The sequence below is a fragment of the Pimelobacter simplex genome (assembly GCF_024662235.1).
Taxonomy (GTDB): Bacteria; Actinomycetota; Actinomycetes; order Propionibacteriales; family Nocardioidaceae; genus Nocardioides.
This window is the reverse complement of sequence record NZ_CP096276.1, coordinates 4,209,265-4,222,973: the sequence shown is the minus strand read 5'-3', so window position 1 is coordinate 4,222,973 and position 13,709 is coordinate 4,209,265. Positions and strand designations below refer to the sequence as shown.

Genomic DNA, 13,709 nt, shown 5'->3' with positions numbered 1-13,709 from the left:
GAGGTCAGGCTAACCTAACCTCCGCGATCCTCAGATCGAGGTGCGGTGGAAGTTCTGGAACGAGCGCGACGGCGTCGGGCCGCGCTGGCCCTGGTAGCGCGAGCCGTACTTCTCCGAGCCGTAGGGGTGCTCGCTGGGCGAGGTCAGCCGGAAGAAGCAGAACTGCCCGATCTTCATGCCCGGGTAGAGCTTGATCGGCAGCGTCGCGACGTTGGCCAGCTCGAGCGTCACGTGCCCGGAGAAGCCCGGGTCGACGAAGCCCGCGGTCGCATGGGTGAGCAGCCCGAGCCGGCCCAGCGAGGACTTGCCCTCGACGCGGGCGGCGATGTCGTCGGGCAGCGTGACCACCTCGTACGTCGAGCCGAGCACGAACTCCCCGGGGTGCAGGATGAACGGCTCGTCGCCCTCGGGCTCCACCACGCGGGTCAGGTCGGACTGGTCCGCCGCGGGGTCGATCGAGGGGTACTTGTGGTTGTCGAAGACCCGGAAGAAGCGGTCGAGACGCACGTCGATCGACGACGGCTGCAGCATCGTCGTGTCGTAGGGCTCGAGGGCGATCCGCCCGGCGTCGATCTCGGCGGTGATGTCGCGGTCGCTGAGCAGCACGGGCCGCACACTACCCGTGTAGGACGTGGTCCCGGTCACCAGCGCAGAATGGGACGCGTGAGCACGAGCACCTTCAGCAAGTACGTCGCCCTCGGCGACTCCTTCACCGAAGGGGTCGGCGACGCCGACCCGACGCGCCCCAACGGCGTCCGTGGCTGGGCCGACCGGTTCGCCGAGGGCCTCGCCGGCCGGGCCGCCGCCGAGGGCCGCGACTTCGGCTACGCCAACCTGGCGATCCGCGGCCGCAAGCTCCCCGCGATCATCGACGAGCAGGTCGGCGCCGGCCTCGCGCTCGGTCCCGACCTGGTCACCATCCACGGCGGCGGCAACGACGTGCTGCGGCCCAAGGTCGACATCGACGCCCTCGCGGCGTCGTACGACGAGGCGGTGGGGCGGATGAGCGCCGCCGGCGCCCACGTCGTCCTGTTCACGATCGCCGACCCGGGGCTCAACAGCGTGATCAAGGTGATCCGCGGCCGGACCGCCATCTTCAACGAGTGGGTCCGCGAGATCGCCGAGAAGCACGGCGCGACCGTGGTCGACATGTGGCGGATGCGCGACTGGAAGGTCGCCGAGGTGATGGACGACGACCGCCTGCACCTCAACGCCCACGGTCACCAGATGATCGCCATCGCGGCGCTCGACGCGCTCGGCGTACCGCACGAGCTGGAGCCGCTCCCGCTCGCCGACGTCCCGGTGCTGAGCCCGCGCGAGCAGCGTTCCGCCGACCTCGCCTGGGCCCGCACGCACCTCGCGCCGTGGGTCAAGCGACGGGTCACCGGACGCTCGTCGGGCGACGGGGTGGAACCGAAGCGACCGGTGCTCGCACCCATCGGGTAGCATCCTTCTCGCCCTGGCGAAGCCGGGGCACTGCGGACGTAGCTCAGTTGGTAGAGCGTCAGCTTCCCAAGCTGAATGTCGCGAGTTCGAACCTCGTCGTCCGCTCCGAGGATCCGGGGCCCGGCGCCCTCAGGCGGCCGGTCTCCGGCCGCGCACCAGATAGACGATCGGCAGCACGCCGGCCGTGTTCAGCAGGGTCAGGGCGGTCGCCCAGGTCCGCTTCGAGCCGTTGATCTCGTCGGCGTCGCGACGCTTGAGGTCGGCGAGCGCGACCGCCTTGAGCGCGCCGTCGACGGCCCCGGTCACCAGGATGATCTTCCGCGTCCGCGGACTCAGGTCGCGCCAGCGCTTCTTGGCCATGGGCCGAGTATGCCTGGCGCGCCGGCGCCGCCCCAGGGTCTAATGACCCATGGTGACCCCCCAGCCGGACCCGGGCTCGTACCGGGTCGATCCGTTGCCCCGGAAGCCGGCCAAGCCCGCGATCTCGTGGCTCCTCCAGCTCTGCGGCGGGGTCCTGGCCGGGTACGGCGCGCTGGCGTCCGCGGAGGCACCCGCCCCGGCGACCTCGCTGGTGGTCGGCGGGGTCCTCGTCGTCGTCGGCGGGCTGACCTGGATGTTCTGGGTCGACGCGTTCCCGCAGCAGCTCACCCTGTGGCAGGGCTACGCGACGCTCTGCCTGTCCGCTGGCCTCGGCGGGCTCATCGCCGTCGTCCGCCACGACCTCGACGGCCCCTACCTGACCGCGGTCGGGGTGCTGACCGGGCTCGGGACGATCGCGCTCGCGCTGGCGCTCTTCGTCCCCGCGCACCGGGCCCGCGCCTACGCCCGCGACCTCGCCCTCATGGCCTCCGGCGTCCCGTGCCCCGCGGTCGTCGTCGACGACGGCCTCGACCCGTGGGACTGGGAGGAGGGCAGCGGCATCGTCTTCACGACCGTGACGTTCCGCTTCACCGGGGCCGACGGGACGACGTACCGGCTGCGGCGGGTGGTGGGCATCCCGAGCCGCGCGCCGATCGAGGACGATCACGAGACCGTCGTCTGGCACGACCCGGAGCACCCGCTGGACGACTCCCGGATGGTCGTCGCGCTGCACCACGCGCTGCGCTGGAACGTGCCGATCCCGGAGCCGGCGCCCGCGTCGGGGCCGGCTGCCGTGGCCGCGCCGACCGCCGTCTGAGCCGGCCGCGCGTGGGGTTCGACTTCTCGGCGTCGTACGACGAGCTGAACCCGGCCGACGACGACCACCGCTTCTACGAGCGGCTCGCCCTCGCCCACGGCGCCCGCGACGCCGTCGACCTCGGCTGCGGCACCGGGTCCCTCGCCCGCCGCTGGGCCGGGCACGGCCTCCGGGTCCATGCGGTCGACCCGGACCCGGCGATGATCCGGGTGGCCGCCGGTCGCGGGGACGTCGCCGGGCGGGTCGCCTGGACGGTCGGGTACAGCGACGTCCTCGCCACCGGCAGCGCGGACCTCGTGGTGATGACCGGCCACGTCGCGCAGGTGTTCGTCGAGGACGTGGCCTGGTCCGCGGTCCTGGCCGACGCCGGGCGCGCCCTGCGCCTCGGCGGCCTCCTCGCCTTCGAGTTCCGCCACCCGCAGGCACGTGCCTGGGAGGGGTGGACCCGCGCGGCGACCCTGCGGATCGTCGAGACCGGCGACGGTCCGGTGGAGTTCTGGCACGAGACCGTCGAGGTCGATCTCCCGCGGGTCGCCTACGACACCTTCACGCGCAACCTCGCTACCGGTGAGGTCGTCGCGCACCGCGACGTGCTCGCCTTCCGCTCGCCGGACGCGATCGCGGCGTCGCTCGCCGCCGCGGGCTTCGCGGTGGACAGGTTGCGCGGCAGCTGGGACGGCGCTCCGGTGACCCCGCGATCGGTGGAGCTGATCGTGTGCGCAACTAGGCTGCTCCGGTGACCTTCGAAGGCTTTCCCGTCGCCGCACTCGACTTCTACGACGACCTCGAGGTCGACAACACCAAGTCCTTCTGGGAGGCCCACAAGGCCGTCTACACCGAGTCCGTCAAGGCCCCGATGGTCGCGCTGACCGACGCCCTGGCCCAGGAGTTCGGCGACGCCAAGGTCTTCCGGCCCTACCGCGACGTGCGCTTCGCCAAGGACAAGACGCCCTACAAGACCCACCAGGGTGCGTTCGTCGGGGTCGCCGCCGCCACCGGTTGGTACGTCGAGGTGGCCGCGCCGGGCGTCCGGGTCGGGGGCGGGATCTACGAGGCCGGGGGGCCGCGGCTGGCGGCGATGCGCGAGGCGATGGCGGAGGAGAAGTCCGGCAAGGTGCTCCAGCGGATCCTGCGGGACCTGGAGCGGGGTGGGTTCGAGGTGTCGGGGGAGCGGCTCAAGACGGTGCCGCGGGGCTACGACAAGGAGCACCCGCGGATCGAGCTGCTCAAGATGAAGACCGTGCTGGGCATGCGCTCGTACGGCTTCGAGCCGTTCGTGCACACCAGCGAGCTGCTCGACCGGGTCCGTGAGGACTGGCGCCGCCTCCGGCCGCTGGTGAGCTGGATCGCGGAGGCGACGGCCGTCTGAATCGGGCGGTTCGTCAGGCGGTGGTGAAGCTCGCCATCGTCCGCTCCGGCTCCCAGAACGCCTTCATCGACTTCACCCGGCCGTCGTCGTCGACGACGTAGACCATGATCAGGTCGGTCGTCGTGTGCGAGCCGTCGGGGAACGACGTCTTGATCCGGCCGATGTTGGCGCAGGTGTTGCCGCCCGGGTTGGCGAACGAGTCGTTGATGGTGAACTCGAAGGTGCCGATCGGGGCGATCGCCTTGTCCCAGAAGGCGGAGATGCCGGCGTGGCCGTGGTGGCCCTTGCCCTCGGGGTCGAACATCGAGGGGCCGACCGGGTCCTCGAGGACGGCGTCCTCGGCGTACACGGTGAGCCACTCGGCCAGGTCGCCCTTGGCCACCGCGGAGTAGGACCGCTGGGACGCCGCGCGGGCCGGGTGCGGGTCGTTGGGGGCGTTCCAGACGATGGCGTCGGAGGTGATCATGCGGGCCATCGTAGGGCGGTTTTAGAACGTGTTCTACCCCTGTCCTCGACCGCTGCCGGTCACCGCGGGTTCACGGGCCGCTCATCGGGGACTGCCACGGTGGGGTCATGGCGAAGAAGCACCAGGCCTGGATCCACGTCGGGATGCCCGGCGCCGGTGACGTGATCGAGTCCGCGCTGGCCCACCACCACGCCGCGCTGGTCGAGCTGGGGTACGCCTCGGTCGCCCGATCGACGGCCGAGAGCTTCCGGGCGGCGGTCGAGATGACCCGTGCGCACAAGGACTGGGGCCTCAAGCGCGCCGACGTCGAGGGGCAGTGGACCCGGCTCGTGCGCCGGGCCGAGAAGGCCCGTGCCGACCTCGTCTTCAGCCAGTCGCTCCTCGCCGGCGCGACGCCCGAGCAGGTCGCGCTGCTCGTCGACGCCCTGGCCGGCTACCGGGTCCACGTCGTGGTCACCACGGGCCTGGACGACGAGGCGGCGACCGCCGCGCGCTGGAGCGCCGCGTGCCGCAAGCCCGAGCGGCTGCACGTCCTCGAGACCGACGGCCTCGCGCCGGCCGAGGTCTGGAAGGCGTTCGGCGCCCTCGTCGGCTTCGGTACGGCGTCCCTCGGGCTCGCCGCCGTCCCGCACACCGCCGCCGCCTTCCAGTCCCTGCCGGACGCCCTGCGCGAGGTCGAGCGCCTCGCCCGCCGCAACGCCTCGCTCGAGGTGCGGCTCGAGGAGCTCGACCGCAAGCGCCGCCGGCTCAAGCGCAAGCTCGGCCAGGTCGCTTGATCCCCTCGCGGGTCAGCCGATGCCGATCGTCAGCGGTGCGGCCTCGGCGGCGGTGTAGCCGGCGACCGCCGGCAGCGACACGGTCCACGTGCCGGCGCCCTTGGGCAGCACCTTGAGCGTGAACGTCCCGCCCGCCGTGGTCGTCGGCGTCCCCACGACCGTGCTCGTCGCCGAACCGGTCGCCCGGAAGGTCACCTTGAGTCGCAGGCCCGACGCCGGGGACGGCGCCGTGGCGCCGGCCGCGGCGTAGGTACGGCTGACGCTGCCGCTCAGCGTGACCGATCCGCCGGCCGGCACGCTGCTCGCCGAGGCGGTCGCGGTGAGCGCCGTGGTCCAGGTGCCCGCGACGACCGGACCGACCGCGGCCGATGCGGCGGGCTGCCCGGCCGCGGCGGCCGAGGTGACGCTGAGCGTCCCGCTGACCTTGAGCGGTACGACAGCCGTGAACCGGCCCTCCGCGTTGGTGGTGCCGCCCCCGATCTTGACCGCGGCGCCGCCGCCCGCCGGGGCGACGTACACGGAGACCGGCTTGCCGGCCAGCGCGCTGAGGGTGCCGCCGGCGTCGCGCTGGAGGCGGCCGGTGACGGTGACGTTCTGGCCGTAGCCGACCTCGGACCGGTCGACGGCGCCGGTGATCCGGGTCGTGGGCGTGACGACCGTGAGCGTCCCCGCCGTCGCGGACGCAGCGGCGTAGGAGACCGAGACCGCCAGCGCGACCGACACGACGCCCGACTCGGTGGGCTTCGCGACGAGGCTGAACCGTCCGTCCGCACCGGTCTTGGCCGAGCCCAGGGGCAGCACCCGGCCCGCGGCCGTGGTGAGCCGCACGGCCAGCGTCACCCCGGACGGGACCGCCGCGGTGAGCCGTCCGGTCACCGTGACCGGGTCGCCGTAGAAGGCCGTGGTCCGGTCGATCTCGGCCGCGAGCGACGTGGCGCAGCGGCCCGGCGTCGCGACGAGCTCGGCCGGTCCGCCGGCGGCGTAGACCGTCCCGGCCGCCGTCCGCGCACGGTACGTCGTCGCGACCGCCGCCGTCTGGTTGAGGATCACGGTGCCCTCCACGGTCGTGACCGGCGCGCCGGCGCTCGCCGGGGCGGTCATCGTCGCGCTCTGCTTGGTCAGCGCCACCGCGAGGCCCTTGACCGGCTGGCCGCTCGCGGTGTCGAGGACCCGGGCGGTCAGCGGGAAGCCCGCGCCCGTGCAGACCGCGGCCGACGTCCCGGCGGGGAAGGCGACGGTGACCGGGCGCGCGGTACCGGTGGCGAAGGTGAGGGGACTCGTGACGACCTTCGTCGCGCCGGAGGAGTCCTTGAGCGTCGCCGTCACCGTCGTCGGCGCGGCCGCCGTGGCATTGCAGGTGACTGCCGTCTGCAGCTCGGCAGGGCTCGCGAAGACACAGTCGGCGCGAGCGGACTTCCACTGCACGGACGCGACCGTGCGCCCGGCCGGCAGTGACGGCGCGAGGGTCGCCTGCGTCGAGAGCCCCGGTACGGCGGGGTTGTTGACCGCGATCGTCGCGCCGAGGACGGACGGCGTACCGGGTGCGCCACCGCCGGAGCCGTCCCCGCCACCGATCAGGAAGCGCGAGTCCGCGGCGTTCCAGTGGGTGTCGAGCCAGCTGCCCGGGTCGGGGTAGGTGGAGTAGTAGTCGTCGTTGTTGCAGTCGAAGAGGTACTCGCGCTCGGCCGGGCACACCTGCTTCATCGCGAACCCGCCGCCGTCGGCGTAGCACATCGTGTCGGACTCGTCCCAGCAGTGACCCGCCCGCGTCCCGTGCGGCGCCGTGCTCATCACGCCGCCCAGCGTGTGCAGCAGCTCGTGCGCCTCGACGGAGTGCTGCGCGGCGCCGTCGCCGAAGCCCCAGCAGCCGGAGTCGATCCGCGCGTACTGCGCGTAGCGGCCGTTGTTGGGGTTGCCCTGGCCGTCGGTGGCGTCGGGGTACATCGACGCCACCCCGCACAGCACGGTCGCATCGGTCCACATGAGGTACTTGCGGCTCGGGTCGGTGTAGCCGAGCGCCTGGACCGCCGCGATGGTCGCGTTGAAGGACGACATCGCGCCCGCGGGCACGGTCACGTTGAGCACCTTGGCGACGCAGGTGCCGCCGTCGGGATCGGTGACGAACCGGACCTTCCGCACCCCGCCGGTCAGCGCCGCGGACCGGTTGACGACGTCGTCCACCCCGGCCGCCCACAGCCGGAAGCTGGGGAGCAGCGCCGCGAAGCGGTTGGTGCGGCCGGCCTCGACGACGTACATGGCCTGGGTGCGGTAGCCGCTCGCCCCGTCGCCCTCGCAGGTCACCGCGGGGCTCGCGGCGGCCGCCTGCACCGGCGCCGGTACGCCGAGCGCCTCGGCCGCGTCGTACGCCCCGGCGGTGCCGCCGTCGCGCGCCCGCAGGACCGCCGTGCTCACCGGCTCGGTCGGGTCGACCCCCGGCGGCGGCTCGTCGACGTGCTGGCACGCCCCGGGCAACGTCCAGCTCAGCGCGTCACCGCTGCCGCACCGGGCCGGCTGGGGCGCGGCGGGGGAGAGGGTCAGCGCGGCCGGGGTGACCACCGCGATCCCGAGCAGGAGGGACATCAGGACACGGCGCATGCCCGGACGATCGGTGCGGCCCGGTCAGGGATGAGGGGTCAGGTGCGGAAACGAGACCCGGTCCCGGGCCCGGGGCGCGGCAGCGCGTCGAGAGGCGCTGGGTCCGGGCAGCTTGCTGCCCCCCGAAGTGCCGAAGACGCGCTCGCGCCCGACGTACTAGTGCGGGGCCCAGGCGTCGTCGTCGGCGGTCCGTGAGGTGACCGTCTCGGGCAGCTGGCCGTCGGCGAGCTGCTGGATCGAGACGTCCTCGAAGACCTCGCGCAGCGCGCGGCGCGCGGCGATCCAGACGTGCTGGAGCACCTCGGCGTCCTCGTTGTAGTTGACCGCCTCGGGGCGCAGCCCGTAGACGGAGACGAGGGGGCCGTCGACCGCGCGGATGACGTCGGCGACCGAGACGGTGCCGGCCTCGCGGGCCATCCGCCAGCCGCCCGACTGGCCGCGCTGGGACATCACGATGCCGGCTCGCCGGAGGTCGGCGAGGATGGCCTGGAGGAAGCCGTGGGGGATGTCCTGGAGACGACCGAGCTCCTCTGCACTCACCGCCCGGCCGTCGGACCGGCCTGCCATGGCGATGAGCGCCCGGAGTGCATAGTCGGACTTGGCGGAGACGCGCATGGGGCCAGTGTCTCAGATTGTTCGATCGAGTCACTCGACCTAGGGGGTATCTGCCTGTTGCTCGCCTGCTGCGCGGCGCCTGCGACTCGATCTGGCGGCGTTCTCGGAGACTCGACGGGCCTCCGGCCCGCCTTCGCTCCTCGGCCTTGCCAGATCGGCCGCAGACACCGCTCGCGACGGCGAGCAACAGGCAGACACCCCCGGGGTATCCAAGCCCTGCGCGTCGCCTACGGAGCCCCCAGCAGGACACTGAAGGTGATCGCCGCGGTGCCGCTGGCGTCGGCCGTGGCGCTGAGTCCGCCGACCGGTCCGGCGGGGACCGGGCCGGCGCTGTCGGCGAGGACGCCGGAGATGTAGCCCGAGCCGGTGCCCGACGATGTCGAGCGCTGGGTGACGTCGGGCGGGAGCGACCACGTGGTGGTGGCGTTGCTCTTGTCGGCCCAGTAGCTCACCAGCCAGTGCGCGCCGTCGGGCGCGGTCAGGGTCGGGGTCGCGTGCACCGTCCCCGCGCTCGTCTGGACGGCGATCGCGCTCGTCACGGTCGGGGCGACGCCGCGGTAGGCGACGACGGTGAGCACGCTCTTGGCGTAGGCGCTGGAGGTGACGGTGACCGTGCTCCCGGCGTCCGCCCCCGTGGCGGTACGACGCCACAGCATGCCGGTCGCCTTGGTCCCGGCCGTGGCCGACTGGACGGGGGTCCACCCCGCCGGCCCGTTGTACGTCGGCGCCGTGGTGTTCGCCGTGAAGTAGGCCAGCAGCAGGTCGCCCGCCTGCACCCCACCCGGTACGGCGGCCTGGTGGTTGATCCGGTTGCCCTGGGTCGAGGTCGCCCCCACGAGCGTGATCGGGCTCGCGCCCGCGCTGGGCTGGGCGGTGCGGGTCGTCGTTCCGGTCTTGCCGCCGTCGTCGGTGACGGTGAGGCCGACGGTGACCGCGCCGCCCGCGGCGTACGTGTGGGTGACGGTGGGCCCGGCGGTCGTGGTGCTCTGGCCGTCGCCGAAGGTCCAGGCGTAGGACGTGATGGTGCCGTCGTCGCTGGACCCGGTCGCGTCGTACGTGCAGTCGAGACCGGTGCAGGACACGGTGAACGCGGCCGTGGGCGGGTCGTTCACGGGCGGTGCGATCGGCGGTCCCTGGTAGAGGAAGAAGGCGCGCGAGGCCCAGCCGGAGCCGGACGGCGCGAGCGTCGTGGCGGTCCCGGCGACGGCGCCGTGGGTGCCCCAGTCGGCGCGGGTGAGCGAGCCGTTGCTGCTCGCGAAGTACAGCCGGCCGCCGGTCACGAACGCCCCGCGCATGCTGGTGTAGCTCACGCCGGTCACCGAGCCGACCGAGAAGAGCTGCTGCCCGATCACGCCCGACTCCGGCTCGAAGCCGCGGCGGTAGAGCAGCGACGAGCCCGACTTGGTGAAGTAGAGCCAGCCGTCGCGGAAGAAGAGGCTGGTCAGGGTCGGCATGTCGCCGTTGTGCCAGTCGTCCTGGTAGACGAGCTGGTCGGCGGTGTTGACGACGCTCTCCGGTCCGTAGGTGGTGCCGTCGAAGGTGCGCCGGGTCAGGGTCCGGTTCGCGTACGCCGTGTACAGCACGCCGTTGACCATGAACGCCCCGACGGTGGTGCCCCACCCGGTGCCGTTGGGCGCGTTGACCGGTGGGCTCGCGGTGGTGCCGTCGAACGCGGTGCGCACCAGCTGGGACTGCCCGCTCGCGACCCGGAAGATGTCGCCGGGCAGGGTCCCCTCGGGCTCGTCGGCCAGCGCCTCGCCGCCGGCGAGGGGCAGGAAGGCGATCTTGCGGTGGGTCTCGCCCGCGATCACGTCGGTGTCGGAGCCGACGAAGAGTCCGGCGGTCGTGGCGAGCAGGTCGCGCACGCCGGCGCCGAGCGTGCGGGTCGGGTTCCACGACAGCGCCATCCCGTTGCGCACGTCGAGCGCCGCGATCCCGGGCCGCGACACGGCGCCCTCGTCGGCCGCGTCGCCGCGGGCGGGGTTGTTCTGCCAGCGCATGTGGCCGCCGGTGTAGACCACGTTCTGGGTGACCTCGACGGTCCACGTCGTGTCGCCGCCGGTGTACGCCGTCCAGGTCGGCCGGACCGTCGTACCGCTGGCGCCCGTCTCGTACCGGGCGACCACGTCGCAGCCGCTCGTGGCGGCCATGCTGGCGGCGTAGCCGCCGTACGCGCCGGTGGTGGAGATGACGAAGAACGAGCCGTCGGGGGAGAACTCGACGTCGGTCATGTAGGTCTCGAACGACGCGCTGCAGGGCGACTCGTACTGGGTCGTGTAGTAGTTCGCGAGCGTCGCTCGCGTGCCGCTGCCGATGTCGAGGACCGCGAACTGGTGGCGCTTCACGCCGTCCACGGTGTCGAAGTTGCCGATCGCGACGAGGCGCGTGCCGTCCGGGCTGGTGGCGATCTTCTGGACGTTCGTGGTGGTGCCGCGATGCACGCCGGCGAAGACGCTGGCGTAGTACGGGTCCCGGGTTCCGGTCGTCGCGTTGATCGCGGCCAGCCCCTTGCTTGGCTGCCCCTGCACGTGGGTGAACTTGCCCGCGACCCAGAGCCGGTTGCCGACCACCGAGACGTCGCGCACCTGGCCGTTGAGGGTGCCGGGCTGGAACTGCGCGATCCGGTTGCCGGTGTTGATGTCGGCCTTGTAGAGCCGGCTCACCGCGACCGTCGCCCCGGCCGACGTCGCGCTGTCGAAGGCGCCGCCGAGGTAGACCGACGTCCCGTCGGCGGCCGGCTGGACGGTGTAGACGAGCCCGTTCGGGTTGGGGGCGAACGTCGTGCTGACCTGTCCGGTGTCGGCGCGGAACGCGAAGACGTTGCGGCGCGCGATGTTCGTGGTGCTGCCGGCGTTGCGCACCGTGGTGAAGCTGCCGCCCACCACGATCCAGTCGCCCACCTGGTTGACCGTGTAGACGGCGCCGTCCATCACGTGCGGGGTGAACGACGCGGGGTCGTCGCTGACGACGCGACCGGGCTGGGGAGCGGCGTTGCCGGTGTCGGCGGCCTGGGCCGGGGACGCGGCACCCGGTCCGGCGAGGAGGCCGGCGGCGAGGGCGCCGACGGCGAGCAGGGATCCGAATGTTCGCGGGAGGTTCACCGCCCCATCCGATCCTTTTCGGCCGGGAGCCGAATGGCCCTTTTTGGGTGAATTCGCCGACCTAACCGCGTGATCCGGGCCGGATCGGCGCCGGTCGGGGCGTCGGTGTGAGCGATGCCAACCACCCTGTTGCTTGCCCGCAGCAAGCACCCCCCGTATCATGAAGTTACTGGCGAGTAGCCATGACGACACACTCTGCGAACCCCTAGAAATGGTGGGACAGTGAGCCACTACAAGAGCAACCTGCGTGACATCGAGTTCAACCTCTTCGAGCTCTTCAACGTGCAGGAGTACCTCGGCACCGGCGTCTTCGAGGAGATGGACGCCGACACCGCGCGCGAGATCCTCTCCGAGGTGGAGCGCGTGGCGCGCGAGGACCTGGCCGCCTCCTTCGTCGACTCCGACCGCAACCCGCCGGTCTTCGACCCCGCGACCAACACCGCGCCGGTCCCGGCGTCGTTCAAGAAGTCCTACGACTCCTGGATGGAGTCCGGCTTCTGGGCGCTCGGCCTGCCCGAGGAGATCGGCGGCACCACCGCGCCGCCGTCCCTGGTCTGGGCGACCGGCGAGATGGTCCTCGGCGCGCAGGCGCCGATCTGGATGTACTGCACCGGCCCGTCGATGGGCTCGGTCGTCTTCAAGAACGCCAACGGCGTCGAGCGCGACATCAAGATCGCCCAGCTCATGCTCGAGAAGCAGTGGGGCGCCACGATGGTCCTCACCGAGCCCGACGCGGGCTCCGACGTGGGCGCCGGCAAGACGTTCGCCACGCCCAACGAGGACGGCACCTGGAACATCTCCGGCGTCAAGCGCTTCATCACCAGCGCCGAGTCGGACCTGCAGGACAACATCATGCACCTCGTCCTCGCCCGCCCGAAGGGCGTCGAGGGCGTCGGCGGCCCCGGTACCAAGGGCCTCTCGCTCTTCCTCGTCCCGAAGTACCACTTCGACGTCGAGACCGGTGAGCTGACCGGCGAGCGCAACGGCGTCTACGTCACCAACGTCGAGCACAAGATGGGCCTCAAGGTGTCCAACACCTGCGAGCTCACCTTCGGCGACGCCCAGGTCGGCGGCGGCGAGGCTGCCCGCGGCTGGCTGCTCGGCGAGGTCCACGACGGCATCCGCCAGATGTTCGACGTCATCGAGAACGCCCGCATGATGGTCGGTACCAAGGCGATCGCGACCCTCTCGACCGGCTACCTCAACGCGCTCGACTACGCCAAGGAGCGCGTCCAGGGCTCCGACCTGACGAAGTCCGCCGACAAGACGGCGCCGCGGGTCACGATCACCCACCACCCCGACGTCCGCCGCTCGCTGATGACCCAGAAGTCGTTCGCCGAGGCGATGCGCTCGCTCGTGCTCTACACCGCCACCTGGCAGGACACCGTGTTCCGCGCCAAGGCCGCCGGTGAGCGCGACGAGCTGGCCGAGGCGGTCAACGACCTGCTGCTCCCGATCGTCAAGGGCTACGGCTCGGAGCGCTCGTGGGTGCTGCTCGGCACCGAGTCGCTCCAGACCTTCGGTGGTTCGGGCTTCCTGCAGGAGTACCCGATCGAGCAGTACGTCCGCGACGCCAAGATCGACACCCTCTACGAGGGCACCACCGCGATCCAGGGCCAGGACTTCTTCTTCCGCAAGATCGTCAAGGACCAGGGCAAGGCGCTGGGCCACCTCGCGGCCGAGATCAAGGCGTTCGCCGAGTCCGGCGCGGGCAACGGCCGGCTCAAGAACGAGCGCGAGCTCCTCGCGACCGCCCTCGCCGACGCCGAGGCGATCGTCGGTCTGATGATCAACGACCTCATGTCCGCCCAAGACGAGATCAAGAACATCTACAAGGTCGGCCTCAACACCACGCGCCTGCTGATGGCGCTCGGTGACGTCGTCTGCGCCTGGCTGCTGCTCCGCGGCGCCGAGGTGGCGCTCGACAAGCTGGCCGGCGACGCCGGCAACGAGCAGGCCTACTACGAGGGCAAGGTCGCCGCCGCCCAGTGGTTCGCCCAGCTCAACCTGCCGCGCCTCTCGGCCGAGCTCAAGATCGCCCAGGGCGCCAACCTGGACGTCATGGACCTCTCCGAGGACGCCTTCTGACCCTTCGGGTCCACGGCACCGCGACGGCCGCTCCGGGAAACCGGGGCGGCCGTCGCTGCTTTTCGCCTAGGGTGCG

The 13,709-nt window shown here is 72.1% G+C and carries 12 protein-coding genes and 1 tRNA gene; 7 read left to right on the top strand and 6 right to left on the bottom strand.

Features of this window, described 5'->3' with window-relative positions; translation table 11 throughout:
- Positions 1-30: 30 nt before the first annotated feature.
- A complete protein-coding gene (dcd, locus tag M0M48_RS20780; protein ID WP_257752582.1) occupies positions 31-645 on the bottom strand; it encodes a dCTP deaminase in 615 nt (204 codons plus the stop codon).
- 18 nt (positions 646-663) lie between these two features.
- Between dcd and M0M48_RS20775 the strand changes: the two genes are divergently transcribed.
- Both M0M48_RS20775 and M0M48_RS20770 read left to right on the top strand, forming a co-directional pair.
- Entirely contained in the window at positions 664-1,446 is a 783-nt protein-coding gene (locus M0M48_RS20775) for an SGNH/GDSL hydrolase family protein (protein WP_257752581.1), read from the top strand.
- 32 nt (positions 1,447-1,478) lie between these two features.
- Positions 1,479-1,551, top strand: a tRNA-Gly gene (locus tag M0M48_RS20770).
- Between the two features lie 24 nt (positions 1,552-1,575).
- Here the strand turns inward: M0M48_RS20770 and M0M48_RS20765 are convergent.
- Positions 1,576-1,806: a DUF5652 family protein gene (locus tag M0M48_RS20765; RefSeq protein WP_215812714.1), complete on the bottom strand. Its 231-nt coding sequence runs from the start codon at positions 1,804-1,806 to the stop codon at positions 1,576-1,578.
- 49 nt (positions 1,807-1,855) lie between these two features.
- Between M0M48_RS20765 and M0M48_RS20760 the strand changes: the two genes are divergently transcribed.
- The 3 genes from M0M48_RS20760 to M0M48_RS20750 are packed head-to-tail and all read left to right on the top strand — an operon-like array spanning position 1,856 to position 3,992.
- On the top strand, positions 1,856-2,623 hold the full coding sequence (locus M0M48_RS20760) for a hypothetical protein (protein ID WP_257752580.1): 768 nt from the start codon (positions 1,856-1,858) through the stop codon (positions 2,621-2,623).
- Positions 2,624-2,634: 11 nt separating this feature from the next.
- Positions 2,635-3,363, top strand: a complete 729-nt coding sequence (locus tag M0M48_RS20755) for a class I SAM-dependent methyltransferase (protein WP_257752579.1) — start codon at positions 2,635-2,637, stop codon at positions 3,361-3,363.
- Positions 3,360-3,992: a DUF2461 domain-containing protein gene (locus tag M0M48_RS20750; RefSeq protein ID WP_257752578.1), complete on the top strand. Its 633-nt coding sequence runs from the start codon at positions 3,360-3,362 to the stop codon at positions 3,990-3,992. The genes M0M48_RS20755 and M0M48_RS20750 overlap by 4 nt, the downstream gene beginning before the upstream one ends.
- A 13-nt stretch (positions 3,993-4,005) precedes the next feature.
- Here the strand turns inward: M0M48_RS20750 and M0M48_RS20745 are convergent, their stop codons facing one another.
- Entirely contained in the window at positions 4,006-4,458 is a 453-nt protein-coding gene (locus M0M48_RS20745; RefSeq protein WP_215812719.1) for a nuclear transport factor 2 family protein, read from the bottom strand.
- 107 nt (positions 4,459-4,565) lie between these two features.
- Here M0M48_RS20745 and M0M48_RS20740 point away from each other — a divergent pair, with 107 nt between their 5' ends.
- Complete coding sequence (locus M0M48_RS20740; protein ID WP_257752577.1) at positions 4,566-5,234, top strand: hypothetical protein; 669 nt, start codon at positions 4,566-4,568, stop codon at positions 5,232-5,234.
- A gap of 12 nt (positions 5,235-5,246) precedes the next feature.
- On the opposite strand, the gene M0M48_RS20735 is transcribed toward M0M48_RS20740, so the two are convergent.
- The 3 genes from M0M48_RS20735 to M0M48_RS20725 all read right to left on the bottom strand — a co-directional run bounded on the left by M0M48_RS20735 (position 5,247) and on the right by M0M48_RS20725 (position 11,545).
- Positions 5,247-7,829, bottom strand: coding sequence for a hypothetical protein (locus M0M48_RS20735; protein WP_257752576.1), 2,583 nt, complete (start codon positions 7,827-7,829; stop codon positions 5,247-5,249).
- Positions 7,830-7,985: 156 nt separating this feature from the next.
- Complete coding sequence (locus tag M0M48_RS20730; protein ID WP_215812722.1) at positions 7,986-8,444, bottom strand: RrF2 family transcriptional regulator; 459 nt, start codon at positions 8,442-8,444, stop codon at positions 7,986-7,988.
- A gap of 227 nt (positions 8,445-8,671) precedes the next feature.
- Positions 8,672-11,545 (bottom strand): PKD domain-containing protein, encoded by a 2,874-nt coding sequence (locus M0M48_RS20725; protein ID WP_257752575.1) that lies wholly within the window; start codon positions 11,543-11,545, stop codon positions 8,672-8,674.
- A 222-nt stretch (positions 11,546-11,767) separates the two neighbouring features.
- On the opposite strand from M0M48_RS20725, the gene M0M48_RS20720 reads away from it, so the two are divergent.
- Positions 11,768-13,633, top strand: a complete 1,866-nt coding sequence (locus M0M48_RS20720) for an acyl-CoA dehydrogenase (RefSeq protein WP_215812724.1) — start codon at positions 11,768-11,770, stop codon at positions 13,631-13,633.
- The last annotated feature ends 76 nt before the right edge of the window (positions 13,634-13,709 follow it).

Coding starts and splice junctions, on each gene's coding strand:
- M0M48_RS20740 (WP_257752577.1), top strand. CDS start 4,566: ATGGCGAAGAAGCACCAGGCCTGGATCCACGTCGGGATGCCCGGCGCC.
- M0M48_RS20735 (WP_257752576.1), bottom strand. CDS start 7,829: ATGCGCCGTGTCCTGATGTCCCTCCTGCTCGGGATCGCGGTGGTCACC.
- M0M48_RS20760 (WP_257752580.1), top strand. CDS start 1,856: ATGGTGACCCCCCAGCCGGACCCGGGCTCGTACCGGGTCGATCCGTTG.
- M0M48_RS20745 (WP_215812719.1), bottom strand. CDS start 4,458: ATGATCACCTCCGACGCCATCGTCTGGAACGCCCCCAACGACCCGCAC.
- M0M48_RS20765 (WP_215812714.1), bottom strand. CDS start 1,806: ATGGCCAAGAAGCGCTGGCGCGACCTGAGTCCGCGGACGCGGAAGATC.
- M0M48_RS20730 (WP_215812722.1), bottom strand. CDS start 8,444: ATGCGCGTCTCCGCCAAGTCCGACTATGCACTCCGGGCGCTCATCGCC.